Genomic DNA, 24605 nt, shown 5'->3' with positions numbered 1-24605 from the left:
CAACGGATGGAGACTCCCACGATGCTGCGCCTCGCCCTGCCGACCCTCGTCCTGCTCGCCGGCACCGTGTCCGGCCAAGCGCTCGAGGTGCAGAAGTCGGCCGCCATCGCCGCAGCACCGGACAAGGTCTGGCAGACGATCGGCGATTTCTGCGGCATTGCCCAGTGGCATCCGGCAGTCGAGAAGTGCGTGCCCTCGGAGAAGGAGGGCCAGAAGGTCCGCACCCTCAGCCTCAAGGGCGGCGGCACGCTCGTCGAGCAGCAGGTCTCCCGCGACGACAAGGTGATGAGCTACACCTACACCATCCTCGAAGGCCCGCTGCCGGTGCAGGATTACCGCTCGACCCTCGCGGTCGCGCCGTCCGGCTCCGGCTCGACGGTGAGCTGGCAGGGCAGCTTCACGCCCAAGGGCGTGCCGGACAGCGTGGCCACCGACGTGATCTCCGGCATCTACGAGTCTGGGCTGACGGCGCTCGCCGACAAGGCGAAGTAGGCCGGTCGAAGCAGAGCGGTCTCGATCGCGCCGGCGCTCCGGTTGACCGGTGCGGCGGCGCGGCTCAAAACCCTGGCGGCGCCAAGCTGCGCCGTTTCAGGGAACCCGTGCCGTGTCGACGCAACGTCTCCGCCTCACGCTCGCACTCCTCGCCGCCACGGGGATCGGCGCCTGTCAGCCCAAGGCGGTCGCCCCGCCGGTCGTCGCGGCCGCGAGCCCGCCTCCGCTCGTCCTGCCGCCGGGCTCGGGCTGCGGCCCCGCCATCGCCCGGACCCAGGCCGTGGTCGACAGCGATGTCGCGACCGGCAATCTCAACACGCCCGTCGGCGACCGCTTCCGCGCCGATCTGGCCAAGGCCTCCGCGGCCTGCGCCGCCGGTCGGGACGGCGAGGCGCTGCATCTGCTCGCCGCCGCCAAGAGCCGCTACGGCTATCCCTGAGCCGCCTCGGCCGGCCGCGACGAGCGGTCGGCCTCGCCCCCGTCAGGTCACGAACAGCAGGTTCAGGCCGGCCCTGCGAAAGCCCTCCTCGGCGATCTTGAGATCCAGGCCGTAGGAGGCGACGTCGTCGGCGATCGGATCGAGCGTCGGGTCGCGGTGCTGGTGCAGGTGCTTGATGTAGCTGTGGCAGGTCGAGCAGGTCTCGACCTGGACATCCTTCGAGACCTCGTCGAGGCCGTAATAGCTGACGCCCTCGCCCGCACCGCAGGCGGTGCAGCGGATGCGGACGTGGTTCCACTGCGTAGCGCAGAGCGAGCAGGCGAGGTAGCGCGCCTTGTCGGCCGGCGTCCAGCCGACGATCAGGCTGGCGACCGGAGCGCCGCCGCAGCAGGGGCAGACCCCGTCGGCGACGGGCTTGAGCGCCTTGGCGTCGAGGCGCGCGGCCTCCTCGGCCAGACCGATCTGCAGCGCCGCGGCCACGTAGACGCATTCCGCGATGCGCTCGACCGGTATCGCCCCCTCGAAGACCTGCACGGCGAGATCCAGGCGTTCCTCCGGGGACGCGCCGCGCAGAGCCTCGAGCGCAGCGCGAGCGGCTTCGGGCGCCGTGCCGAGATGCAGCCGCGCCAGGAGTGCCGAGAGGCAGTCCGGAAACGTGGTGTCGAGGACGTGGCGCGAGAGCGGCGGCATGCCGTGCTCGATCCGCATCGCCGTGTCGGCCACGGGCTCGCGCGCCGGCGCGCCGGCACGCTCGGCGGCGACCGCGGCCTGCGCCTCGGCGATCTGGGCCAGGAAGGCCAAGTAGGCGCCGAGCGGGTTCTCGGGCGCCACCGTGCGCAGGCGCTTCGCGCGGTTCGCGAACAGGGTCGCGGGATCGGGCAGCTTCACGAACGGGACCGAGCCCGCGATGCCGATCTTCTCGGGCTGCGGCTGGATCTCGCGCGGCGGCTTCGGTGCCGCCGCCTCGGGGCCCTCGTCGGCCTTGGACGCGCGCTTGAAGAAACGGGCCAAGATCTACGATCCGCGCTTGTCGACCGGGCCGTGCTCGATCTTGCTGCCGGCGATCTGCCGGAACCACTTGCGGTGGTGCCGGTAGGCCCAACCGCCGGTGACGCTGCCGCGCACCATCGCCCGGCCGGTGCCGCGGACCCAGATGCCGGCGTAGATGTGCACGACGATGATGGCGATGGCGATGACGGCTGCCAGCGAGTGGATCAGCAGCGCCCAGCGCTGGGTCTCGATCGTGGTCCAGTTTGCGAAGTACTGGTACCAGATCGCCAAGCCCGTGACGAACATGATCCCGATCAGGGCCGTCTGCCCCCAGAACACGCCCTTCTGCCCGGCATTGTACTTGCCGAGCTCCGGCAACCGGTCCTCGCGGTTGGTGACCACGTCGCCGATGTGCTTCGACCACTCGACATCGTCCCGGTTCGGGATGTTGAGCCGCCAGAACCGGATGAACAGCAGCGCGAAGCTCACCACCAGGGCGACCCCGAGCCAGGGATGGAACGCCCGCGTCGCCTGCCCACCGCCGAACAGGCCCGTGAGGAAGGCCAGGTAGGGCGTGAACATCGCCAGCCCCGACAGCGTCAGCAGGCTGAACAGGATCGCGGTGATCCAGTGGTTCACCCGCTGCAGCCCGGTGTAGCGCGGCACGTAGAGGATCTCGGGGGCCTCGGTGCGGGCTTCCCGGAGGGGGCGGGTCTCGCCGTCCCGGACGTCTGTGTGGATCGTCATCGCTTCCGCTTCGGCAGGGTGCGGGGAATGGGGCGCGGTGGCACGGGGCCGTATTCGGGCTCGAACGTTCGGGCCGGGCACGCGAATGCCCGGCCCCGTCTCGCTCAGTGCGGCCGGGCCTCGTCGTGCCCGTTCCGCCGCTTCTCCCGGTCGATCTCGACCGCCTCTTCCTCTTCCTCCGGCACCACCTCGTTCGGGCCGGCGGTGACGTAGTGGAAGAAGCCCGCGACCGCCGCGAAGCCCATCGCGGCGAGGCCGAACACCTTGGCGCCGCCCTTCCAGAAGGCGACGAGGGGCGAGATCTTCGGGTCGTTCGGCAGGCCGGCATAGAGGCTCGGCTTGTCGTTGTGGTGGAGCACGTACATCACGTGCGTGCCGCCGACGCCGGCCGGATCGTAGAGGCCGGCATTCTTGAAGCCGCGCGACTGCAGGTCCTCGACCCGGTCGTGCGCCTGCTCGATCATGGCCTGCTTGGTGCCGAACATGATCGCCCCCGTCGGACAGGCCTTGGCGCAGGCCGGAGCCTGACCGACCGCGACCCGGTCCGAGCACAGGGTGCACTTGTAGGCCTTGTGGTCCTTCTCGGAGAGCCGCGGGATGTTGAAGGGGCAACCCTTCACGCAATAGCCGCAGCCGATGCAGTTCTCCTCGATGAAGTCCACGATGCCGTTCGAGTACTGAACGATCGCGCCGGGCGACGGGCAGGCCTTGAGGCAGCCCGGCTCGGTGCAGTGCATGCAGCCGTCCTTGCGGATCAGCCACTCGAGATTGTTGGTCTCGGGGTTCTCGTACTCGGTGAACCGCATCAGGGTCCACGTCTTGGGCGTGAGGTCGTGCGGGTTGTCGTAGACACCGGTGTTGACACCGATGTCGTCGCGCAGGTCGTTCCACTCCTCGCAGGCCGATTGGCAGGCCTTGCAGCCGATGCACTTCGACACGTCGATGAGCTTGGCGACCTCCATGTGGGCGCGGATGGCCGGCGGCGTCTCCGTGGAGGCGGAGCGCTGCCGGAGGTCGAGGGAGCTGTAGTCAGCCATGATTCATGCTCCCCTCAGGCTACGGCGTCGGCCGGAGGCGTCGTCGCCTCAATGTTGACGAGCCAGGCCTTGAACTCGGGCGTCTCGGTGTTGGCGTCGCCGACCACCGGTGTGAGCGAGTTCGGGTGCCATCCTTTCTTGGTGAGGCCCATGAAGCCCCAGTGCTGCGGGATGCCGACGACGTGGACGGTCTTGCCGTCGCAGATCAACGGCTTGATGCGCTTCGTCACCACGGCCTTCGCCTTCAGCGAGCCGCGCTTCGACCAGACCCGGACCCAGCCACCCTTCTGGATGCCCTTCTCCTGGGCCAGCTGCTCCGAGATCTCCACGAAGGCCTCCGGCTGGAGGATCGCGTTGATCCGGGAATGCTTGGTCCATTGGTGGAAGTGCTCGGTGAGCCGGTAGCTCGTCGCCGCGTAGGGGAACTCCTCCGAGGTGCCGAGATCGGCGAGGTCGTCCTTGAAGATGCGGGCGGCGGGAGCCCCCTTGATCTTCGGGAAGGCGACGTTCTGCACCGGGGACTCGAACGGTTCGTAATGCGTCGGGAACGGCCCGTCGCGCATCAGGCCGCGGGTCCACAGGCGGGCGACGCCCTCCTGGTTCAGGATGAACGGACCGACGCCCTGGCTCGGAGCGACCGTCGCGCCGTAATCCGGCACGTCGAACCCGACCCATTGCTTGCCGTTCCACTCGATGAGCTTCTTCTTCTCCGACCAGGGCTTCCCCTCGGGGTCGCACGAGGCGCGGTTGTAGAGCACGCGGCGATTGGCCGGCCAGGCAAAGGCCCAGTTCGGCGCGATGCCGCGGTTGCCCGGATCGGTGTTGTCCCGGCGGGCCATGGTGTTGCCCTTCTCGGTGTAGCAGCCCGAGTAGATCCAGCAGCCGCAGGCGGTGGTGCCGTCGTCCTTGATCTGGGCGAACCCGTCGAGCTGGCGCCCGGCGGGAAGGGTCTGGCCGTTGAGGTCCTGCGTCGGGGCAAGCGTGTAGCCGTTGAGCTCGCGCGCGAGTTCGACCGGCGTGGGCGAATCCGCGATGGCGTAGTTCCAAGTCAGGTTGACGATCGGATCCGGGAAGGCGCCGCCCTCCTTCCGATACATCTCCTTCATGCGCAGGTGGATCGCCGCCATGATCTCGATGTCGGAGCGGCACTCGCCCGGCGGATCCTGCGCCTGCCAGTGCCATTGGAGCCAGCGGCTGGAATTCGAGAGCGAGCCCTCCTCCTCGGCGAAGAGGGTGGTCGGCAGCTCGAAGACCTCGGTCTGGATCTTGGACGGATCGACGTCGTTGTACTCGCCGTGGTTCTCCCAGAACCGAGCGGTCTCGGTCTTGAGCGGGTCCATCACCACGACGAACTTCAGCTTGGCCAGCGCTTCGGCCATCTTCGCGCGGTTCGGGAACGACATCAGGGGGTTGAAGCCCTGGATGACGTAGCCGGTCATCTTGCCCTGCTTGGCAAGCTCGAAGCCGCGGATGACGTCGTAGGTCGGAACGTCGAGCTTGGGCAGGTAGTCGTAGGCCCAGTCGGTCTCTTTGGTGGCCTTGTCGCCCCACATTGCCTTCTGGAACGAGACGAAGAACTTGTTGTAGTTCTGCCAGTAGCTCGTCTGCCCGGGGCGCAGCGGCTTGAACTGCCGCTTGGCCGCGTAGTCGGCGTAGGTCGGCTCCTTCTCCACCGGGATGTTCAGGTAGCCGGGGATGAGATTGCTCATCAGCCCGACATCCGTCAGCCCCTGGATGTTGGAATGGCCGCGCAGCGCGTTCATGCCGCCGCCCAGCATGCCGATGTTGCCCAGCAGCGTCTGCACGATGCACATCGCGCGGATGTTCTGCGACCCCTTGGAATGGTGCGTCCAGCCGAGCGCGTAGAGCGAGGTCATCACCCGATCGGGCGAGGACGTCGTGGCGATCAGCTCGCAGACCTTCAGGAAGGTCTCCTTGGGCGAGCCGCAGATCCGCTCGACCATCTCGGGCGTGTAGATCGCGACGTGCTTCTTCAGGAGCTGCATGACGCAGCGGGGATGCTGCATCGTCTCGTCGACCACGGCGTAGCCGTCGGGACCGATCTCGTAGTCCCAGGTCGACTTGTCGTAGTCCCGCTTGTCGGCGTCGTAGCCCGCGAACAGGCCTTCCTCGAAGGCGTAGCCCTCGCGGACGACGTAGCCGGCGTTGGAATAGGCCGAGACGTAGCGGTGCTGCAGCTTGTCGTTGTCGAGCAGGTACTTGGTCACGCCCGACAGGAATGCGATGTCCGTCCCCTGCCGGATCGGGCAGTAGAGATCGGCCACCGACGCGGTGCGGGTGAAGCGCGGATCGATGACGATGAGCTTGGCGTTGTTATGCGCCTTTGCCTCGACGACCCACTTGAATCCGCACGGATGCGCTTCGGCGGAGTTTCCGCCCATCACGGTAATCACGTCCGCGTGCTTGATGTCCATCCAGAGGTTGGTCATCGCACCGCGTCCGAAGGAGGGCGCCAAACTGGCGACCGACGGACCGTGTCAAACGCGTGCCTGGTTGTCGAAGACCAGGGCCCCCATGCTTCGGACGACCTTGTAGGTCGCCCAGGCCGTCTCGTTGGTCGTGGCCGAGGCGCCCAGGAAGCCGGTGGTGATCCAGCGGTTGACCGTGAGATCGCCGTTCTTGGCGACGAAGTTCCGGTCCCGGTCCTCCTTCAGGAGCTTCGTGATCCGGTCGAGGGCGAAGTCCCAGGAGACGCGCTTGAACTCGGCGGTGCCGGGGGCGCGGTAGAGCGGGTACTTGGTGCGGGTCTCGGACTGCACGAAGTCGAGCAGCGCCGACCCCTTCGGGCAGAGCGTGCCGCGGTTGACCGGATGGTCGGGATCGCCCTCGACATGCATCACGGCCGAGCGGGCGTTCTTCGACTTGTCGCCCAGACTGTAGAGGATGACGCCGCACGCCACCGAGCAGTAGGGGCAGGTGTTGCGGGTCTCGCGCATCTGCGCGAGCTTGAACGGGCGCACCGCCGCAGCCATCGCCGGCTCGAGGCCGCCGAAGCCGAGGGCGCCCAGCGTGCCGCCCGCGAGGCCGGAACCGACCCCCTTAAGCAGGCCGCGTCTGGAGACCTGGACCGTCATCGTGTCTGTTTCCCCGAATAGGACGAGCTAGTCTAATTCCAACCTGTCCCAGGATCCGCTCCCCGAGGCAAGTGCGGTTGCATGACACAGCGCCGTTTTCTGTCGCGGCCGAGGGCTACGTTTTATCAACGCTTTCAATCCACTAGGAAAACGATCGTCCGATTGTGCGTCGCAGCGTAGCGACTATCCGGCAAGAGCAGGGGCGTCGTCGCACCACCTTGCGGACATCCCGGCCTGTCCCGGGAAATGCCGGGCTCGACCCGGCGGCGCCGGGCTCGCTCCGCTGTGCGAGCCGCTCCTGACCCTCGCCCCTCGGCGTGTCCGGCAGGCCCCCTGCATCCCCTTCGGCCGGCGCCGGTGACGCAGTCTTAACCAAGCTTTGCGACACCTGGGGCTGCGCAGCGCCGGAGCGTCCCATCGCCATGCCGAAGCAGCCGAGTCTCACCCCCGAACCGCCTCCGGCCGCGCCGCTCAGCCCGAGCGTGCGGCGCCATCTCGGCCAGAATCTGCGCAGCCTCTACGCGGACACGCTCGCGGCGCCGGTGAGCCAGCGCCTCGAAGCGCTGATCGCCCAGCTCGACAAGCCCCGGTCCTGACCCGTCAATCGAGCGCCACCGCGACGAGAGAGAACAGACCGGCCAACAGGAGATTGCCGACAAGCACCAGGGCGATCACGGTCATGGGTCTCTGTCTCGGATGAGGGCTCGCCGATGCGGGACGCATCGGTCGGCGCACGGCCGACGGCCTGTCGGCGCCCGCCGCTGTACCCGCCGACCCGGCCACAGCGGTCGGTTTTCTGGCCGCGCAGGGCGGCGCGGCGCGGGGATTTCGCGGGCTGATGCAGCGGGGGCACGCCGCGGGAGCGGGGCGCCGGCCGCGCGCTTCCGCTGATCCCGAGTCCGGCCACCGGGGCGACCCGGCATGTGACACGAGCGCCGTTGCTGCGTAGAGGGTCGGGCATGATTCCCCCCGACTCGTCCCACCCCGCGCCCCTAGTGCGCTTCGCCCCGTCGCCGACCGGCTTCCTGCATATCGGCAACGCCCGGCCCGCCCTGCTGAACGCGCTCTTCGCGCGGGCCCGAGGCGGGCGCCTGCTGCTGCGCCTCGACGACACCGACCGCGAGCGCTCGACCGCCGACTTCGCCGCGGCGATCGAGACGGACCTCGCCTGGCTCGGCATCGTGCCCGACCTGTTCGCCCGTCAATCGGACCGCGTGGCGCTCTACGACGCGGCGGCGGCGCGGCTGCGGGCCGAGGGGCGGCTCTATCCCTGCTACGAGACCGCCGAGGAGCTTGAGCGGCGGCGCAAGCGCCAGCTCGCCCGCGGCCTGCCGCCGATCTACGACCGGGCCGCCCTCGCGCTCACGGAGACGGAGCGCGCCGCCCTGGAGGCGGAGGGCCGCCGGCCGCACTGGCGCTTCAAGCTCGAGCCCCGCAGCGTCGCCTGGGAGGATCTCGTGCGCGGGCCGGCGCACGTCGATTGCGCCTCGCTCTCCGACCCGGTGCTGATCCGGGCCGACGGCAGCTACCTCTACACGCTGCCCTCCGTGGTGGACGATGCCGAGATGGGGATCACCCACGTCATCCGGGGCGAGGACCACGTCACCAACACGGGCGTGCAGGTGCAGATCTTCCAGGCGCTCGGCGCACCCGTGCCGGTCTTCGGCCACCACAACCTGCTGACCACGGCCGACGGGGAGGGGCTGTCGAAGCGCCTCGGCCACCTCTCGCTGCGCTCCCTGCGGGAGGCCGGCTACGAGCCCGCCGCCGTGCGCTCGCTCGCCGTGCTCACGGGCTCGGCCGAGGCGGTGCGCCCGGTGGCGGATCTCGACGCGCTGGCCGCCCTCGTCGACCTCGCCCAGATCTCCCGCGCCCCGGCCCGGTTCGATCCCCACGAGCTCGACGGGATCAACGCCCGCCTCGTCCACGCCATGCCCTATGCCGAGGCCGCCCCGCGCCTTGCCGCCCTCGGGATCCCCGAGGCCGAGGTCGAGCCGTTCTGGCTGGCGGTGCGGGCCAATCTCGGCCGGGTCGGCGAGGCCGCCGCGTGGTGGGCCGTGGTGGCCGGACCGGTGGCCCCGGTGCTCACCGATGCGGGCCTGATCGCCGCCGCGATCGAGACCCTCCCGCCCGAGCCCTACGGCCCGGAGACCTGGAAGGCCTGGACCGCCCTGATCCGCGAGCGCACGGGGGCCAAGGGCAAGGCGCTGTTCATGCCGCTGCGCCTCGCGCTGACCGGGCTCGACCACGGGCCCGACCTTGCCGGCCTGCTCCCGCTGATCGGGCGGGCGCGCGCCGCCCGGCGGCTCGCGGGCGAGGCGGCCTGAACCCGCTCAGGCCGCGACGTTCTCCAGCTTCGTCGCCAGCAGCTTGTCGATGCGGCGCCCGTCGAGGTCCACGACCTCGAAGCGCCATCCGGCGATCTCGCAGGTCTCGCCCGTCTCCGGCAGGCGCTGCAGGGTGGCGATGACGAGGCCCGCGGCCGTCTCGTAGTCGCGCGAGGGCTCCAGGCGCAGGCCGAGCTGGTCGGCCATCTCGTCGGCGGGCATCGAGCCGGCGATCAGCCAGGAGCCGTCGGCCCGGCGCACCGCGTCCTGCTCCGCCGTCTCCGAGCGGAACGCCCCCGCGATGGCGTCGAGGATGTCGGCGGGGGTCACCAGCCCGTCGAAATGGCCGTACTCGTCGTGGACGAGGGCCATCGGCACCGGCGAATCCTGCAGCCGGCCCAGGGCGTCGAGGGCGTCGAGGGTGTCGGGCAGCACCGGCACCGCGCGGACGTGGCGGCGCAGGTCGAGCGGGGCGCCGGCCGCGAAGGTGCCGATGAGGTCGCGCAGCTGCACCACGCCGATCATGCCGTCGGGGCTGCCCTCCGCCACCGGCAGGCGGGAATGGGGGCTCGCCAGGATCTGGGCCCGGATCGCCTCGGGGTCGTCGGCGAGGTCGATCCAGTGCACGTCGGTGCGCGGCGTCATCACCCCCCGCACCGCCCGGTCGCCGAGGCGCAGCACGCCCGCGATCATCCGGCGCTCGTCGGTCTCGATCACGCCCGCGGTCTCGGCCTCGGCCACGAGGCTGCGGATCTCCTCCTCGGTCACCGCGCTCGCGCTCTCGGTCTCCTGGCCGAGCAGGCGGAACACCGCCCGGGTCGAGGCGTCGAGCAGCCAGACGGCGGGCTTGCCCGCGAGCGCCACCAGCCGCATCCCCGGCGCCACGAGGCAGGCGATGCCCTCGGGATCGCGCAGCGCCAGATGCTTGGGCACCAGCTCGCCGATGATCACCGATAGGTAGGTGATGATGCCGATGACGATCCCGTAGCCCAGCGTCTCGGCCCAGCCCTTGGCCATGCCGAGATCGATCAGGACGAGGGCCGCCCGGTCGCCCAGCGCCGCGCCCGAGACCACGCCCGAGAGGATGCCGATCAGGGTGATGCCGATCTGCACGGTGGAGAGGAAGCGCCCGGGCTCCTCGGCGAGCGCCAGCGCGGCGGCGGCGCCCGGCCGCCGCGCCTCGGCAAAGGCGCGCAGCCGGCTCTTCCGGGCCGACACGACCGCGAGTTCGGAGAGCGCGAAGACGCCGTTCAGCGCGATGAGGGCGACGGCGATGGCAAGCTCGAACAAGCGGGGACACGTAGAGCCGGAGCCGCCGCGGCGACCCGGGCTTCCTCTCGACGGGAACGGGCGACCCCGAGATGGCGTCGCCCGATCCCGCGGTCAACGGGTCGCCCCACGCAACATCGTCTCCGCGCGCGGGGCTGCGCCGGAGGCTTGGCTGGATGGGAGACGCGGGACGCCGGGGAACCCGAAATCCATGTGTCGCGCGTGAACCGATCCCCCGGCGCCCCGCGGGCCGGAGGGGCATCCCGCCCGGTCCGGTCCGTCTTGGCGTCGCGGCTTCTTACTCTACCCGCCTGCATCGACCCCGATCTCGGACGGCCTGGTATCGCCGTTGTCCGGCGATCGTAGCCTCATCCTCGGCAGACTTGACGCGTCGTGCACCGGGCCCCGTATTGGACCCGGCATCGGTTCCTACGACCTGGGCTCCGCACTATCGGCCCCGCGCCCGTGTTGATCCGGGGCTTCCAGGCCGAGCGCGGCTCGGCGTCGCGCAGAGGCGCCCGGGGCGCCGGCTGACCGGCCGGCGACGCGGGAACCGCCGCGCTGTCCTCGCACCCGCCCCGGCGGTCATCCGGTCCAGGCTCCCGGCGCGCCGGCGCGGCGGATGGGAGACCCGCCGCGCCGACGGGACAGCGCGCGGAGAAACCTGTACCCCCTTTGTTCCCCTATGTCAAGAATAATGTCTTAGGATGGCCGGTCTCCCGGACCTCCGGGAGGGCCGTCCTCTCGCGTCGAAGGGCCGACGGGGCCGGGTTATCGTTCAGGGGCACGCGGGCCTGTCCTGTCGAGGCGCAGGATCTTTCCAGCCGCTCCGCAGGGGAGGGGACGGGCGGTCCCCCTCCGCGCGGGATGAATGCGAGGGGGCGGAGAGTGGCACGGTCGCTCATGACGATCCCCGGCTCCGGTCGCCTGCGGTGCGGGGAGGGGAGGCCCCGGACTCGTCGGTGCGGACCCGGCCGATCGCCTCTTCGTGGACGGTGTGAAGCGGCACCGACCGCCCGTCGCGCAGGCTAGTGTTTTCGCCGCATGCGCGATCCAGGGCCGGCGTGGTCCCGGTTCTCGCTGACGAGCTTGCGCCAGCGGAGCAGGCGCTCGGGGTCCAGCGCCCCGCTGGCGACGGCGGCCTGCACCGCGCAGCCGGGTTCATGGGCGTGCGTGCAGTCCCGGAACCGGCAGGCGGGGGCGCGCTCGGTGATCTCGGCGAACAGGGTCGCGATCCCGTCCGTGGCGTCGCTGACCTGCAACGTTCGCATCCCGGGCGTGTCGATCACCCAGCCGCCGCCCGCGATGGCGTGCATCGAGCGCGACGTCGTGGTGTGACGGCCCTTGGCATCGTGCTGGCGGATTCCGCCGGTCGCCTGAGCGAGGTCCGCGCCCGGGCCGACCAGGGTGTTGACCAGGGTCGATTTGCCGACGCCCGAGGAGCCGACCAGTGCCACGGTCTGTCCCGTGCCGCACCAGGGGCCTAAGGCGATCACCGCCTCCGGCAGACGCGGATTGACGGGCACGACGTCGAGCCCGCGCTGCAATCCGGCCGCTCCGCGCCGGTAGGCGTCGAGATCGGCCGCTTCGTCGGCCTTGGTCAGCAGGATGACGGGTCGCGTGCCGCCCTGATTGGCCAGAGCCAGATACCGCTCCAGCCGTGCCAGGTTGAACTCCGCATTGCAGGACGTGACGATGAAGAGCGTATCGATATTGGCTGCCGCGGGTTGCGGGGTCTGACTGCCTTCGGTCCGCCGCTCCAGCACGGTCCTGCGGGCCAGGCGGCGCTGCAGCGTCCGCGTGTGCGGATCGACCAGCACCCAATCGCCGACGGCATAGTCGCCGGTGCCGCTATGGGGCGGGAGCGACAGGTCGACGGACCCGTCCAGGGACAGGGCCGTCAGGCGGGACCGGTGAACCCGGGCGACCCGCATGGGAACCCGACCGGCGTCGCCGGGCTCGCGCTGGGCCTCGAAGAAATCGGACCACCCGAAACTCGCGGGCGGCGCAGGCGGGAGCGATGCGGCGATCATCCCTGCGGCTTGACACGCCGCCGCTTGCATGGCCAGCGCGCCGGTTCACGCGAAAGACGGCGCTGCCTCGTTGGCCTCGCCCGGGACCGGTCCCGGCGGCCTCGTCGAGCCCGGCGTCGCTGCGATGGCCTGCCGGTCATGCGGCCGCGCATCCGCGTTCGAGCGGGTCGCGATCCAGACCACGTGGCGGGGGCCCGTCGTGCCTCCGCCGGCCCGGACACGCACCTCATCGACGGCAAAGCCTACCCGTCTCAGGCGCGCCTTGAACTTGCGATCGGGTCGGCCCGACCAGACCCCGAGGATGCCGCCCGGGCGAAGGGCATAATGCGCCCGCTTCAGACCCCACACGTCGTAAAGGCGGTCGTTGGCGCGCCGCATCATGCCTTCGGGGCCATTGTCGACATCGAGCAGGATGGCGTCGTACCGGGCTGGACCCGACTGAATGAGGCGGTTCACGTCGGTCTCGACCAATCGGACCCGCGGATCGTCGAGGCTTCCTGCGAACAGATGGGCCAGAGGGCCGCGCGCCCAGGCCGTCACGGCCGGCACCAGCTCCGCGACCACGACCTGCGCATCGGGGCCGAGCGCGTCCAGGGCCGCCCGCAAGGTGAAGCCCATCCCGAGCCCCCCGATGAGAATCGTGGCCTGCGGGCGAGCCTGGAGCCGCGCGCAAGCGAGGCTTGCGAGAGCCCGTTCCGATTCCCGCTCGTGATTGTGCATCAGCTCGGCGGTCCCGACCAGAATGGCGAACGCCTCGCCGCGCCGCATCAGGCGGAGGGTGACGCTTTCTCCCGGGACAGAACCGGAATCGATTTCGACCCAAGAGGGTGCCATGGACTTCCTGAGGATGGGACCGAGGGGACGGTCTTATAGCACCCCGCCGCCGGACGAGGGGCGGATGCCCGGCCCGCGATGCCCGAGGTCGGCCCTCGGCGCAAAGCGTCCGGCCGCTTTCCCCGGGGGGAGCGTCGGCTGTCCGGTTGGGCCAGCCGAACCCGGACGGGCCGGAAGCCGCCCCGCGCAGACCTTCACGGGCTCGCAGGGGTCGCGTGCGGACCCGAGGGCGTCTCCCCGGGGGTCGCGGTGCCCAATTCCCGCGGATCGACCACACCGGCGACGGCCGGGACCTCCGCGGCCCGGATCACGATCGGGGGCTCGATCAGCCTCATCCGGGTGCCGGGCGGCGGGGTGAAGAGCGCGGCGCCGGGCGTCGCGGCGGCGGCCGGGTTCGGCCTCAGCTCGGCCCGGCTCGGCACCCGGTCGATCCCGAGCGGGTAGATCGTCAAGGCGTCGCCCTTGATCCGGATGCGCAGGAAATGCCGGTAGCCGTCGAGGCGCATCGCGCTGAAGGCGTCGTTGTGGTTCATGTCGGCGTACCGGGCCGTGAGCCACAGGTTCAGGCCGAACAGGGTGCCGCCGACGAGCCAGCCGGTGGCGAGGCCGGGGATCATCATGCCGAAGAGCGTGCGCCAGCCGTAATCCGCCGCACCGGGCCCGAGGCCGGCGAGGCGCAGCGCCACGACGCTGGTGAGCAGGATGGCGAGCCAGTGGCAGGCCGCGTGCAGCAGCGCGAAGCCGATCGCCCGGCCGCGCCGGGCCTTCGCCTGATGCGCGGCGTAGGCGCAGAACCCGGCCGCCAGGATGGCGAAGCTGATCACGACGCTGTCCGGCCGGAGCCGGATCGCCAGGCAATAGCCGAGCACCCAGTAGACGACTCCGAGCACGATCGAGAAATCGGCGTTCGTCAGGGCGAAGCGCGCGTTGCCCGCCAGCAGCGCGCGGCTCTGGTCGACCGAGGGGTAGCAGGCCGCGAGTTCGAGGGTCGCGTGCTTGTCCTGCAGCCAGTCGAGGCTGATCGTGGGTTTGAGGCTCTGGGTGCCGTGCAGGAAGGCGCCGCCGCCGCCCGACGTCACGAACTGGGTCGCGAAGCTGCTGGTGTAGCGGGCGTAATGGTGCGTGTCGCCGGACAGGCAGGCGACGATCCTGAGGTTCTTCGAGCGCTCCGGATCCTGGGCGCTCTTGGCGTTGTGGGCGAGCCAGGCGGCGTAGTCGAGGCACTTGAACGAGGCCGCCTTGCGGTCGCCCTCGTACCAGCCCGGCTCGGCGGTGCAGAGGATGACCTTGGCGTTGTCCGGCATCTGCCGGGCCATCGCGACGAAATACTCGGCCTGCGGCTGGTCCATGTCCTCCGTGAGCGCGATGTCGATCGCCCAGACCCACCAATCCTCGGTCAGCGCGAGGGCGAAGTAGCTGCGCCGCTGCCGCGTCCGCCAATGGCCGAGCTTCGACGGCTTCTCGCGGCAGAACAGGGCGAGGAACGCGGTCAGCCCGTCGTACCAGTCGTGGTTGCCGGGCACCATGTAGACCGGCGGTCGCGGCTTCTCCGCGTGGGACGGGAAGGCGAGGCCGTAGGGCTCGCGCAGGCGCGTCTTGTAATCCTTCAGGCTCGAGGTCGGGTAGACCTGGTCGCCGCCCATGATCAGCATCTGGCCCCGCGGCAGCGGGACGCCCTCCGCCTCCAGAGCGGGCTGGGCCAGGAAATACGCGATGGCGTAGGTGGCGTCGAAGCCGTCGCCGAGATCGGAGACGTAATCGATCCAGATGGCGCCGTCCGGGTCGGGCCGGAGGACCGGCCGCAGGTCGGCCCGGCGGAGGTGTTCCTCCGGCGGGACCGTGTCGAGGGCGGCGATGATCAGGCGGCGGTCGGCATATTGCCCGAACAGGCCGCTGACGACGACGCGCAGCAGCAGCTTGCACAGCAGAATTGGGTTGAACCACCGCGTCATCGATGGGAACGCGCCGAGATCCGGAAGCTCACCCATGCGCGAAGACCCAACAGGCGTTCGGGTAGACAGTATCGGAAATCGACTTTCGGGTGTCAATTCACGGTCGGGCGGGAGGCCCGGCCCGGCTGCCTCCGCCCGGAGCGGCCGGGGGCCGGATCAGGCGGCGCGGACGCGCGCGAGGAAAGCCTGCACCGCGGCCCGCAGGGGGTCGGATCGGCGCGACAGCTCGGCGACGGCGCCGAGCACGAGGCCCGCGGAAAGCCCGGCTTCGGGTCAGGCCCCGCCCTCGGCGAGCTCCGCCGGCCAGCGCCCGGACCGGACCAGCTCGCCGAGCAGGTCCCAGGCGAGGCGCGAAACCGCCTCGGCGGCCGCCGAGAGCGGGCGCTCGGCCGCGTGGGCGAGGTAGATCCGGCGCCGGAGCGGCGGGTCGGCGATCGGCCAGGCGCGGAAGCGGCCCGCCGCGATCTCGGCCGCCACCGCGACGCGGGGCAGGATGCCGAAGCCGTGCCCGCGCGCGGCGAGTTCCTTGATGCGGGCGTAGCTGTCGATCTCGATGCCGGGGCCGACCGCGACGCCCTCGGCGAGCGCGGCCTCCTCGATCAGATCGCGCAGCCCGTGCGAGAGGCCGGGCAGGATCAGGTCGAGCCCGGCGGCCTCGCCGAGCGGCACCGGGCCCTCGGCGCGGGGCCCGGCGAGCGCGGGCGTGGCGAACAGGCAGAGGTCCTCGGTGAGCGCGTGGCGCAGGACGAGGCCCTTGGGCGAGGCCGGGTTGTAGAGCACCGCGAGGTCGATGGCGTCGCGGTGCAGCCAGTCGAGGATGAAGCCGCTCATCGCCTCGGCGATGCGCAGGCGGATGCCCGGATGCTCGGCCCGCGCCCGCTCGATCAGCGGCACGCTCAGGATCTCGCTCACCGTGCCGGGCAGGCCGATGCGCACGTCCCCGACCATCGGCCGGTCGGCGCCGCGCACGCTGTCGGGGATCTCGGCGAAGCGCTCCAGGATGGCGCGGGCATGCCCGAGCAGGCGCTCGCCCGCCTCCGTCGGCACGGCGCCGCGCGGGCCGCGATGGAGCAGGGCGAGGCCGAGCTCGCCCTCCATGTGCCGCATGTGCTGGCTCAGCGCCGGCTGGGCCACGCGCAGCGCCTCGGCGGCGCGGGAGAACGAGCCGTGCTCGACGATGGCGACGAAGTAGCGAAGCTGGCGAAGGTCCAAGGGGCGGGCTCGTTCGCGGGCGATGCCGGCGCCGGCAGGGGAGGGGCCCCCGCATAGCATCCGCTTATGGGGGCGAGAAGAAAGCTGTCTTGGGCGGGCGCCCGAACCGCTGACATAGTTCGGCGGCCGGAGAGCGCCGACCCGATGCCCGACACGCCCCTCGACCTCGACCACCTGCGCGGCTGGATCGGCCGCGCCGAGAGCGCCGAGGACGTCGTCTCGGCCCGGATGGTCCAGGCCTTCCGGGCGACGCTCGACCTCGATCCGGGCGAGCCCGAGCCCGGGGAGGCGGCGCCGCTCGCGATCCACTGGTGCCTGTCGCCCGCGATCGCGCCGATGCGCGCGCTCGGGCCCGACGGCCACCCCGCCCGCGGCGGTTTCCTGCCGCCCGTGCCCCTGCCGCGGCGGATGTGGGCGGGCGGCGAGATCCGCCACCACGATCCGCTCCGCGTCGGCGACCGGGTGATCCGGCGCTCGCGCATCGGCGACGTCAGCCTGAAGCACGGCAGCACTGGGCCGCTCTGCTTCGTGGCCGTCCACCACGATTTCGAGACCGAGCGCGGCCTCGCGCTCTCGGAGCGCCACGACATCGTCTACCGCGCGATGACGCCGGGCCGCAGCGGTCCGCCGCCGGAGGCCGCGGGCGGGCTGCCCGAGGCCGCGCTCGCCCACAGCGTCGACCCGACCCCGACGCTGCTGTTCCGCTACTCGGCGCTGACCTTCAACGGCCACCGCATCCACTACGACCGCTCCTACGCCACCGGCACCGAGGGCTATCCGGGCCTCGTGGTGCACGGACCCCTCCAGGCGACCTGGCTCCTCCATCTCGCGGCGCGGCTCCGGGACGGGCGGGCGCCCGAGCGCTTCCGCTTCCGCGGCCTCGGGCCCGTCTTCGACGGGGCGCCGCTGACGATCGCGGGCCGCCTGACCGAGGCGGGCGGCGAGGGCTGGACCCTGACGGCGGACGGGCGCGTCGGCATGCAGGCGAGCTTCTCATGATGCGCCCCCTCGACGGCATCACCGTGCTCTCCCTGGAGCACGCCATCGCCGCCCCCTATTGCACCCGCCACCTCGCCGACCTCGGCGCGCGCGTGATCAAGATCGAGCGCCCGGGCGTCGGGGATTTCGCCCGCGCCTACGACGAGCGCGTGCGGGGCCTCGCCTCGCACTTCGTCTGGACCAACCGCTCGAAGGAGAGCCTCACCCTCGACCTGAAGGCGCCCCAGGCCCGCGCCATCCTCGACCGGCTGGTGGCGAAGGCCGACGTGCTGGTGCAGAATCTCGCCCCCGGCGCCGCCGCCCGCCTCGGACTCTCCTACGCCGAGGTTTCGGCGAAGAACCCGCGCCTCGTCGCCTGCGACATCTCGGGCTACGGCGCGGACGGGCCCTATCGCGACAAGAAGGCCTACGATCTGCTGATCCAGGCCGAGGGCGGCTTCCTCTCGGTCACGGGCGACGGAGAGGCGCCGGCCAAGGCCGGCTGCTCCATCGCCGACATCGCCGCCGGCATGTACGCGCTCCACAGCATCATGGCGGGGCTGATCCAGCGCGGCCGCACCGGTACGGGCGCGCATTACGACGTCTCCATGCTCGAATGCATGGTCGAGTGGATGGGCTACCCGCTCTACTACGCCTTCGAGGGCGCCGAGCCGCCGCCGCGGGCGGGCGCGGCGCACGCCACGATCTACCCCTACGGCCCGTTTCCCACCGGCGACGGGCGCAGCGTGCTGCTGGGCCTCCAGAACGAGCGCGAATGGGCGGTGTTCTGCGAGCGGGTGCTCGAGGCGCCCGATCTCGCCGCGGATCCGCGCTTCTCCACGAACGCCCGGCGCAGCGCCGCCCGGGCCGAACTCGCCGCGCTGATCGCCCAGGCCTTCTCGGGCCTGACGCGCGAGCAGGCGATGGCGCGCCTCGACGCCGCCGGCATCGCCAATGCGGGCATGAACGCGATGGCCGACATCTGGGCGCACCCGCAGCTCCGCGCTCGCGGGCGGTTTGCCGAGATGGGCTCGCCCGTGGGCCCGCTGCCAAGCCTGCTGCCGCCGGGCCGGACCGAATCCTACCCGCCGCGCCACGACCCCGTGCCGGGGCTCGGGCAGCACACCGACGCGATCCTGGCCGAGCTGGGCTTCGGCGCGGGCGATATTGCGGATCTTCGGGCGAACAAGGTGGTCTGACCCTGTTGCGGCCGACGCCACGGCCGCCTAAGCCTCGGACAACGCAGAACACTGCGACGTCAAATCAAGATATCGGGAGACAACGTCATGCGCTTCGGGGCCCCTGTCGGACACCTCGTGCTCGGCCTCACCCTGGCACTGGGCACAGCGCTCGGCCTCGCGCCGGCGCAGGCGCAGAGCCCGATCGTGATCAAGTTCAGCCACGTCACCGCGAGCGACACCCCGAAGGGTCGCGCCGCCGACAAGTTCAAGGAGCTTGCCGAGCAGAAGACCGGCGGCAAGGTCCGGATCGAGGTCTACCCGAACTCGACGCTCTACAAGGACAAGGAGGAGCTCGAGGCGCTCCAGCTCGGCTCGGTCCAGATGCTCGCGCCCTCGCTCGCCAAGTTCGGGCCCCTCGGCGTCAAGGAGTTCGAGGTCTTCGACCTGCCCTTCATCCTTCCCGACCGCGAGGCCCTGCGGAAGGTCGTCGACGGCCCGCTCGGCGCCAGCCTGCTGAAGAAGCTCGAGCCCAAGGGCTTCATCGGGCTCGGCTACTGGGATAACGGCTTCAAGCAGATGACGGCCAACCGGCCGCTGCTGAACGTGGCCGATTTCCGCGGCCAGAAGATGCGGATCCAGTCCTCGAAGGTGCTCGACGCGCAGTTCCGCGCGCTGGGCGCCATCCCGCAGGTGATGGCCTTCTCGGAGGTTTACCAGGCGCTGCAGACCGGCGTCGTCGACGGCACCGAGAACACCAGCTCGAACATCTACACGCAGAAAATGCACGAGGTGCAGAAGTACCTCACCGTGTCGAACCACGGCTACATCGGCTACGCGGTGATCGTGAACAAGAGCTTCTGGGACGGCCTGCCGGCCGACATCCGCGGCCAGCTCGAGGCGGCGATGACCGAGGCCAGCGCCTACGCCAACACCATCGCGGCGACCGAGAACGCCGAGGCCCTGGAGGCGATCCGCAAGACCGGCAGGACCGAGATTCAGACGCCGACGCCCGAGCAGGTCGCGGCCTGGAAGAAGGCGCTGGTGGGCGTCCACCGCGACATGGCCTCGCGCATCGGCAAGGACGTGATCCAGTCCTTCTACCAAGCCACCGGCTTCGACCCGAACAAGTCCTGAGGCCGCGCGGGCCCGGGACGGTCCGGACCCGGGCCTGGCCCGCCCCCCGCAGGAGGGGAGGGGGGATCCGGCCCCCCGGCCGGACCTGCCTGGACGGATGCGCCCGAACGCATCGGGCCGGCGTCCCCAAGTCCTTGTCGTGACGCGCGGTCCTCAGGCGAGCCGGCACCCCCGTCGTCGGACTGCGCTCCCGCCCCCGCGGGGGAGGGGACGTGCGGGATGCCGGCACGCCCTGTGACCGTGCCGGCACCGCCTTCCCGCCCACTCACCGATCTCGCCCCGGAGCGTCCCGCCCATGCTGTCCAAGATCCTCGACCGGCTCGAGGAGGTGCTGATCGCGAGCCTGATGGGGGGCGCGACGCTCCTGATCTTCGTGGCCGTCCTGCACCGCTACCTCGCGGGCTTCGCGATCCCGGGACTGCAGGATTTCCTGCTATCCCTCGACCTCGCCTGGGCGCAGGAACTCTGCATCTACATGTTCGTCTGGATGGCGAAGTTCGGCGCGGCCTACGGCGTGCGCACCGGCATCCATGTCGGCGTCGACGTGCTGATCAACCGCTTCGACGGGCCGCGCCGCAAGCTCTTCGTCGAATTCGGCCTGCTCGCGGGGGCGCTGTTCACCGCCATCGTCGGCACGCTCGGGGCGATCTTCGTCTGGAAGATCGCCCACACGGACCAGACCTCGCCCGATCTCGAGGTGCCGATGTGGCTGGTATACCTCGCGGTGCCGCTCGGCTCCTACCTGATGTGCTTCCGCTTCCTCCAGGTCGCCGTCGCGTTCTGGCGCACCGGCGCCTTGCCCCGCCACGACCACGGCGCGGTCGAGGGCATCGAGACGCCCTCGGACATCACCCACTACGTCGCGGAGGACGATCTCCATCCCCGGGCGGTGACGCCCACCAGCCGCACGGGAGGCCGGGCATGAACGCGGCGATCATCTTCGGGCTGCTCTTCGGCCTCATGCTCACCGGCATGCCGATCTCGATCTCCCTCGGCCTGACCGTGCTGACCTTCCTGTTCACGCTTACCACCGTGCCGATCGAGGCGGTGGCGCTGAAGCTGTTCACCGGCATCGAGAAGTTCGAGATCATGGCGATCCCGTTCTTCATCTTGGCCGGGAATTTCCTGACGCATGGCGGCGTGGCGCGGCGGATGATCAACTTCGCCACCGCGATGGTCGGGCATTACTACGGCGGGCTGGGCCTCGCGGCGGTGTTCGCCTGCGCGCTGTTCGCCGCCGTCTCGGGCTCCTCGCCCGCCACCGTGGTGGCGATCGGCTCGATCCTGATGCCCGCGATGGTGGCGCAGGGCTTTCCCAAGCGCTTCGGCGCGGGCGTCATCACCACCTCCGGCGCGCTCGGCATCCTGATCCCGCCCTCGATCGTGATGGTGCTCTACGCGGTCTCGACCAATTCCTCGGTCGGCGCCCTGTTCATGGCCGGCGTGGTGCCGGGCCTGTTGCTCGCCTTCCTGCTCGGGATGACGACCTGGTACCGGGCCCGCAAGTTCGATTACCCGCGCCTGCCGAAGGCGAGCTGGGGCGAGCGCCTCGTCACCTTCCGCAAGAGCTTCTGGGGCCTGTTCCTGATCCTGGTGGTGATCGGCGGGATCTATTCGGGCCTGTTCACGCCGACAGAATCCGCCGCGGTGGCGGCCGTCTACGCCTTCGTGGTGGCGGTCTTCGTCTACCGCGACATGCCGCTCTCGCGCGTGCCCAAGGTGCTGCTCGACTCGGCCAACATGTCGGCGATGCTGCTCTACATCATCACCAACGCGGCCCTGTTCTCGTTCCTGATGACCTCGGAGCAGATTCCCCAGACCATGGCCGACTGGATGCTCGGCACCGGCATGGGCCCGATCGCCTTCCTGCTCGCCGTCAACGTGCTCCTGCTGCTCGCCGGCAACGTGATGGAGCCGTCCTCGATCGTGCTGATCATGGCGCCGATCCTGTTCCCGATCGCGATGAAGCTCGGGATCAACCCGATCCATTTCGGCATCCTGATCGTGGTCAACATGGAGGTCGGCCTCTGCCACCCGCCGGTGGGCCTCAACCTCTACGTGGCGAGCGGCATCGCCCGGATGGGCATCACCGAACTCACCGTCGCGGTCTGGCCCTGGCTGCTGACCATGCTGGGCTTTCTCCTGCTCGTGACCTACTGGCCCGGCCTGTCGCTGTTCCTGCCGCGCTATCTCGGATTGATGCCGTAGGGAGGAGGTCGGACGCCCTCGGCGAACGGGCCGATCCGGTGACGCCCGGCGAGGCGCCACGAGCACCCTCGGCCCCGAGGGCTGCGCCCGGCCTGTCGCGCGATGGCGGGCGCTCGCGCGCCGGCACGTCGGGCACCCTGGGGCGTCGGGCCGCCCCATCCTCCGCATTCTCCCGCGCAACCGGGCCGGCTGCCCGTTGACCCGGCGCCGGGCGCGGTGGAGACAGGAGCGATGCGCATCGTTCTCCGCCTCGCGGTCTGGGCCCTGGCCGGCGGGCTGGTCGTCGTCACCCTGTCGCCGCTCGCGTTGCGGCCGACCTTCGGACCGCCGAGCCTCGATCGTTCGCTCGCCTACGCGCTGTTCGGTCTCGTGGCGGCGCTCGCCTATCCGCGCCACCGCCTGCTGGTCTTCGTCGGCGTGGTGGCTCTCGCGGGCGCGCTCGAGATCGGGCAGGTGCTGTCGCCGACGCGGCACGGGCGCGTGCCGGATTTCCTGGTGAAGTCGGCCGCCGCCTGCGCGGGGGCCTGCCTCGCCTTCGCCCTCGGCCGGATCGGCCGGCGTCCGGCCCGCGTCCCGGATTCCGCCTGACCGGGCCGGCTCAGTCGTTCGCCTCGGGGGCGGCGTAGAAGCCCTCGGCGCCCATCCCGTCCTCCATCAGCATCCGGGCGCGGGCGCGCAGCTTCTCGGTCTCGCTCTTGAGCTGGCCGCAGGCCGCCAGGATGTCCCGCCCCCGCGGGGTGCGCACCGGCGAGGCGTAGCCGGCGTTGAACACGATCTCGGAGAACTGCTCGATCCGACCCCAATCGGAGCATTCGTAGCGGCTGCCCGGCCAGGGGTTGAACGGGATCAGGTTGATCTTGGCGGGGATGCCCTTCAGCAGCCGCACCAGCTCGCGCGCATCCGCATCCGTGTCGTTGACGCCCTTGAGCATCACGTACTCGAAGGTGATGCGCCGGGCGTTGCTGAGGCCCGGATAGTCGCGGCAGGCCCGGAGCAACTCGGCGATCGGGTACTTGCGGTTGAGCGGCACCAGCTCGTCGCGGAGTTCGTCGCGCACGGCGTGCAGCGAGATCGCCAGCATGGCGTTGCCCTCGGAGCCGAGCCGCGGGATCTGCGGCACCACCCCCGAGGTCGAGACGGTGATGCGCCGGCGCGAGAGGCCGAGCCCCTCGGGGTCCGATAGCACCCCGAGGGCGTCGATCACCGCATCGGTGTTGTAGAGGGGCTCGCCCATGCCCATGAACACGATGTTGGTGACGAGCCGGCCGGCCTCGCCGCCGGATTCGTCGCGCGACGGGATCAGGCCCGGCCAGTCGCCGAGCTCGTCGCGGGCTGTGACGAGCTGCGCCACGATCTCGGCCGTGGAGAGGTTGCGCACGAGGCGCTGCGTGCCGGTGTGGCAGAACGAGCAGGTCAGGGTGCAGCCGACCTGCGAGGAGACGCAGAGCGTGCCCCGGTCCGGGCCCGGGATGTAGACGCACTCGATCTCGGCCCCGCGATTGTGGTCGTGCCGGCCGGTCGGCGCCATGCGCAGCAGCCACTTGCGGGTGCCGTCGCGCGAGACCTGCTGGCTCACCACCTCCGGCCGGTCGAGGGTGTAGGCCTCGGCGAGCTGCGCCTTGAGGCCCTTGCCCACGTTGGTCATGGCCGAGAAATCGGTGGCGCCGCGGAAGTTCACCCAGTGCCAGAGCTGGCCCGCCCGCATCCGGCTCTCGCGCTCGGGCACGCCGATGGCGAGGAGCCGCTCCTTCAGTTCGGCGCGGGTGAGCCCGACGAGGGAGACGCGCTGGCCCGGAAGCGGCTCGGGCCGGAACTCCGGCAGCTTCTCGATCGCAGGAACGGCGCTGTCCGCGCGCCGGGCGGTGTCGAACGCCGTCGCCATGGCTCTCGTGGTCTTCCGGAATGAGGATTGTGGGCCCCGATATAGTCCATCCGGCCCCGGAACGCGAATGCGGCACCCGGCCGGCAGCTCGGCAGCGCGCGCGTAGCTATACTCCCGCCGCGGAAAGGCCGTGCTTGGCCCGAGGCTGCGCGCCGGCGCCCGTCACGGTCCTGTCGCGTGTTTTTCGTCCCGCTGTCGTTTTGGGTGTTGACGGGCGGCGTGGGGATCCGTATACCCCTGGTCATCGGCGCCGGCCGCGAGAGTGGACCGGGCGCCGACGCTTCTTCTGACAACGACGGACGGGATGCTCCGGTGAGAGCCGGGCGGTCCTCTGTTGTTGTCTCCAGAAGGGTGTGAACCCCGGATCTTCCCCGCCTCGGCGGTTCGGACCCCGGGTTGACACGGAGGGCGGCGGGCTCTAGACGGCCCACCACCGCAGCGACGGACCAGCCCTCGGGGCGGTCGGTAGCACGGTTCCTCCAGACGGACAAGCGGGTGCAGGCTCTCGAGCCGGTATCGATGTTCGTCGAGATAGGTTTCGGGGCTTCGGCTCCATCCGGGACTTTACTCCCTCGTGGGGGTGACCCGGCGCTCTTTGACAAGTTGATCTGAGAAAGAGAAGCGTGGACGGCGTTGTTGTCCTTGCGGCTCCGGGTTTCGGACTTCGGTCCGGGGTCGGAGCATCAAGAGACGAGGCCGACACGATCTTCTTTGGAAGCTCCGAGCATCTGGAAACGGCTGCTCGATGTGCTTCCGTCGAGATTTGTGATCGGCCAAGATCGAGCTCTTCAACTT

The 24605-nt window shown here is 70.5% G+C and carries 20 protein-coding genes; 10 read left to right on the top strand and 10 right to left on the bottom strand.

Annotated elements, in window-relative coordinates; translation table 11 throughout:
• Positions 1–6: 6 nt before the first annotated feature.
• Both ACS5RC_RS04750 and ACS5RC_RS04745 read left to right on the top strand, forming a co-directional pair.
• Positions 7–492 carry an SRPBCC family protein gene (locus ACS5RC_RS04750; RefSeq protein ID WP_478342690.1) on the top strand — a complete coding sequence of 162 codons (486 nt, stop codon included), beginning with the start codon at positions 7–9 and terminating at the stop codon, positions 490–492.
• A 112-nt stretch (positions 493–604) separates the two neighbouring features.
• Positions 605–931 (top strand): hypothetical protein, encoded by a 327-nt coding sequence (locus ACS5RC_RS04745; RefSeq protein WP_478342689.1) that lies wholly within the window; start codon positions 605–607, stop codon positions 929–931.
• Positions 932–973: 42 nt separating this feature from the next.
• Here ACS5RC_RS04745 and fdhE read toward each other — a convergent pair whose 3' ends face one another.
• From fdhE to fdnG, 4 genes are all read right to left on the bottom strand, one after another.
• Entirely contained in the window at positions 974–1942 is a 969-nt protein-coding gene (fdhE, locus tag ACS5RC_RS04740) for a formate dehydrogenase accessory protein FdhE (protein ID WP_478342688.1), read from the bottom strand.
• Between the two features lie 3 nt (positions 1943–1945).
• Positions 1946–2668, bottom strand: a complete 723-nt coding sequence (locus tag ACS5RC_RS04735; RefSeq protein WP_478342687.1) for a formate dehydrogenase subunit gamma — start codon at positions 2666–2668, stop codon at positions 1946–1948.
• Between the two features lie 104 nt (positions 2669–2772).
• Positions 2773–3705: a formate dehydrogenase subunit beta gene (gene fdxH / locus ACS5RC_RS04730; RefSeq protein ID WP_478342686.1), complete on the bottom strand. Its 933-nt coding sequence runs from the start codon at positions 3703–3705 to the stop codon at positions 2773–2775.
• A gap of 14 nt (positions 3706–3719) precedes the next feature.
• Positions 3720–6800 (bottom strand): formate dehydrogenase-N subunit alpha, encoded by a 3081-nt coding sequence (fdnG, locus tag ACS5RC_RS04725; RefSeq protein ID WP_478342685.1) that lies wholly within the window; start codon positions 6798–6800, stop codon positions 3720–3722.
• Positions 6801–7222: 422 nt separating this feature from the next.
• Here fdnG and ACS5RC_RS04720 point away from each other — a divergent pair, with 422 nt between their 5' ends.
• A complete protein-coding gene (locus tag ACS5RC_RS04720; protein ID WP_478342684.1) occupies positions 7223–7396 on the top strand; it encodes a NepR family anti-sigma factor in 174 nt (57 codons plus the stop codon).
• Between the two features lie 363 nt (positions 7397–7759).
• Entirely contained in the window at positions 7760–9127 is a 1368-nt protein-coding gene (gene gltX / locus ACS5RC_RS04715; protein WP_478342683.1) for a glutamate--tRNA ligase, read from the top strand.
• Between the two features lie 6 nt (positions 9128–9133).
• Here the strand turns inward: gltX and ACS5RC_RS04710 are convergent, their stop codons facing one another.
• From ACS5RC_RS04710 to ACS5RC_RS04690, 5 genes are all read right to left on the bottom strand, one after another.
• Positions 9134–10417, bottom strand: a complete 1284-nt coding sequence (locus ACS5RC_RS04710) for a hemolysin family protein (protein ID WP_478342682.1) — start codon at positions 10415–10417, stop codon at positions 9134–9136.
• Positions 10418–11424: 1007 nt separating this feature from the next.
• Positions 11425–12429 carry a ribosome small subunit-dependent GTPase A gene (gene rsgA / locus ACS5RC_RS04705; protein WP_478343407.1) on the bottom strand — a complete coding sequence of 335 codons (1005 nt, stop codon included), beginning with the start codon at positions 12427–12429 and terminating at the stop codon, positions 11425–11427.
• Between the two features lie 45 nt (positions 12430–12474).
• On the bottom strand, positions 12475–13263 hold the full coding sequence (locus ACS5RC_RS04700; RefSeq protein WP_478342681.1) for a spermidine synthase: 789 nt from the start codon (positions 13261–13263) through the stop codon (positions 12475–12477).
• A gap of 194 nt (positions 13264–13457) precedes the next feature.
• On the bottom strand, positions 13458–15251 hold the full coding sequence (locus ACS5RC_RS04695; RefSeq protein ID WP_478342680.1) for a metallophosphoesterase: 1794 nt from the start codon (positions 15249–15251) through the stop codon (positions 13458–13460).
• A 237-nt stretch (positions 15252–15488) separates the two neighbouring features.
• Positions 15489–16427: a LysR family transcriptional regulator gene (locus tag ACS5RC_RS04690; RefSeq protein WP_478342679.1), complete on the bottom strand. Its 939-nt coding sequence runs from the start codon at positions 16425–16427 to the stop codon at positions 15489–15491.
• Positions 16428–16571: 144 nt separating this feature from the next.
• On the opposite strand from ACS5RC_RS04690, the gene ACS5RC_RS04685 reads away from it, so the two are divergent.
• From ACS5RC_RS04685 to ACS5RC_RS04660, 6 genes are all read left to right on the top strand, one after another.
• Positions 16572–17426 (top strand): HTD2 family dehydratase, encoded by an 855-nt coding sequence (locus ACS5RC_RS04685; protein ID WP_478342678.1) that lies wholly within the window; start codon positions 16572–16574, stop codon positions 17424–17426.
• On the top strand, positions 17423–18604 hold the full coding sequence (locus ACS5RC_RS04680) for a CaiB/BaiF CoA transferase family protein (protein ID WP_478342677.1): 1182 nt from the start codon (positions 17423–17425) through the stop codon (positions 18602–18604). Before ACS5RC_RS04685 ends, ACS5RC_RS04680 begins: the two co-directional genes overlap by 4 nt.
• Before the next feature lie 87 nt (positions 18605–18691).
• The gene (locus tag ACS5RC_RS04675) at positions 18692–19720 is read left to right on the top strand and encodes a TRAP transporter substrate-binding protein (RefSeq protein WP_478342676.1); all 1029 of its coding nucleotides are present in this window, start codon (positions 18692–18694) and stop codon (positions 19718–19720) included.
• Between the two features lie 295 nt (positions 19721–20015).
• On the top strand, positions 20016–20645 hold the full coding sequence (locus ACS5RC_RS04670; RefSeq protein WP_478342675.1) for a TRAP transporter small permease: 630 nt from the start codon (positions 20016–20018) through the stop codon (positions 20643–20645).
• On the top strand, positions 20642–21928 hold the full coding sequence (locus ACS5RC_RS04665; protein ID WP_478342674.1) for a TRAP transporter large permease: 1287 nt from the start codon (positions 20642–20644) through the stop codon (positions 21926–21928). The genes ACS5RC_RS04670 and ACS5RC_RS04665 overlap by 4 nt, the downstream gene beginning before the upstream one ends.
• A 231-nt stretch (positions 21929–22159) precedes the next feature.
• Positions 22160–22516, top strand: a complete 357-nt coding sequence (locus tag ACS5RC_RS04660; RefSeq protein WP_478342673.1) for a VanZ family protein — start codon at positions 22160–22162, stop codon at positions 22514–22516.
• A 10-nt stretch (positions 22517–22526) separates the two neighbouring features.
• Here the strand turns inward: ACS5RC_RS04660 and rlmN are convergent, their stop codons facing one another.
• A complete protein-coding gene (gene rlmN, locus ACS5RC_RS04655; RefSeq protein WP_478342672.1) occupies positions 22527–23810 on the bottom strand; it encodes a dual-specificity RNA methyltransferase RlmN in 1284 nt (427 codons plus the stop codon).
• Positions 23811–24605: the final 795 nt, after the last annotated feature.

Source organism: Methylobacterium sp. HJ2, assembly GCF_056431005.1.
Note: the sequence above shows the minus strand (reverse complement) of the source record. Positions and strands in the feature narration are given on the sequence as shown.

Coding starts and splice junctions, on each gene's coding strand:
- ACS5RC_RS04695 (WP_478342680.1), bottom strand. CDS start 15,251: ATGGGTGAGCTTCCGGATCTCGGCGCGTTCCCATCGATGACGCGGTGG.
- fdxH (WP_478342686.1), bottom strand. CDS start 3,705: ATGGCTGACTACAGCTCCCTCGACCTCCGGCAGCGCTCCGCCTCCACG.
- ACS5RC_RS04660 (WP_478342673.1), top strand. CDS start 22,160: ATGCGCATCGTTCTCCGCCTCGCGGTCTGGGCCCTGGCCGGCGGGCTG.
- gltX (WP_478342683.1), top strand. CDS start 7,760: ATGATTCCCCCCGACTCGTCCCACCCCGCGCCCCTAGTGCGCTTCGCC.
- ACS5RC_RS04675 (WP_478342676.1), top strand. CDS start 18,692: ATGCGCTTCGGGGCCCCTGTCGGACACCTCGTGCTCGGCCTCACCCTG.
- ACS5RC_RS04670 (WP_478342675.1), top strand. CDS start 20,016: ATGCTGTCCAAGATCCTCGACCGGCTCGAGGAGGTGCTGATCGCGAGC.
- ACS5RC_RS04685 (WP_478342678.1), top strand. CDS start 16,572: ATGCCCGACACGCCCCTCGACCTCGACCACCTGCGCGGCTGGATCGGC.
- ACS5RC_RS04680 (WP_478342677.1), top strand. CDS start 17,423: ATGATGCGCCCCCTCGACGGCATCACCGTGCTCTCCCTGGAGCACGCC.
- ACS5RC_RS04700 (WP_478342681.1), bottom strand. CDS start 13,263: ATGGCACCCTCTTGGGTCGAAATCGATTCCGGTTCTGTCCCGGGAGAA.
- ACS5RC_RS04735 (WP_478342687.1), bottom strand. CDS start 2,668: ATGACGATCCACACAGACGTCCGGGACGGCGAGACCCGCCCCCTCCGG.
- rsgA (WP_478343407.1), bottom strand. CDS start 12,429: ATGATCGCCGCATCGCTCCCGCCTGCGCCGCCCGCGAGTTTCGGGTGG.
- rlmN (WP_478342672.1), bottom strand. CDS start 23,810: ATGGCGACGGCGTTCGACACCGCCCGGCGCGCGGACAGCGCCGTTCCT.
- ACS5RC_RS04750 (WP_478342690.1), top strand. CDS start 7: ATGGAGACTCCCACGATGCTGCGCCTCGCCCTGCCGACCCTCGTCCTG.
- ACS5RC_RS04720 (WP_478342684.1), top strand. CDS start 7,223: ATGCCGAAGCAGCCGAGTCTCACCCCCGAACCGCCTCCGGCCGCGCCG.
- ACS5RC_RS04665 (WP_478342674.1), top strand. CDS start 20,642: ATGAACGCGGCGATCATCTTCGGGCTGCTCTTCGGCCTCATGCTCACC.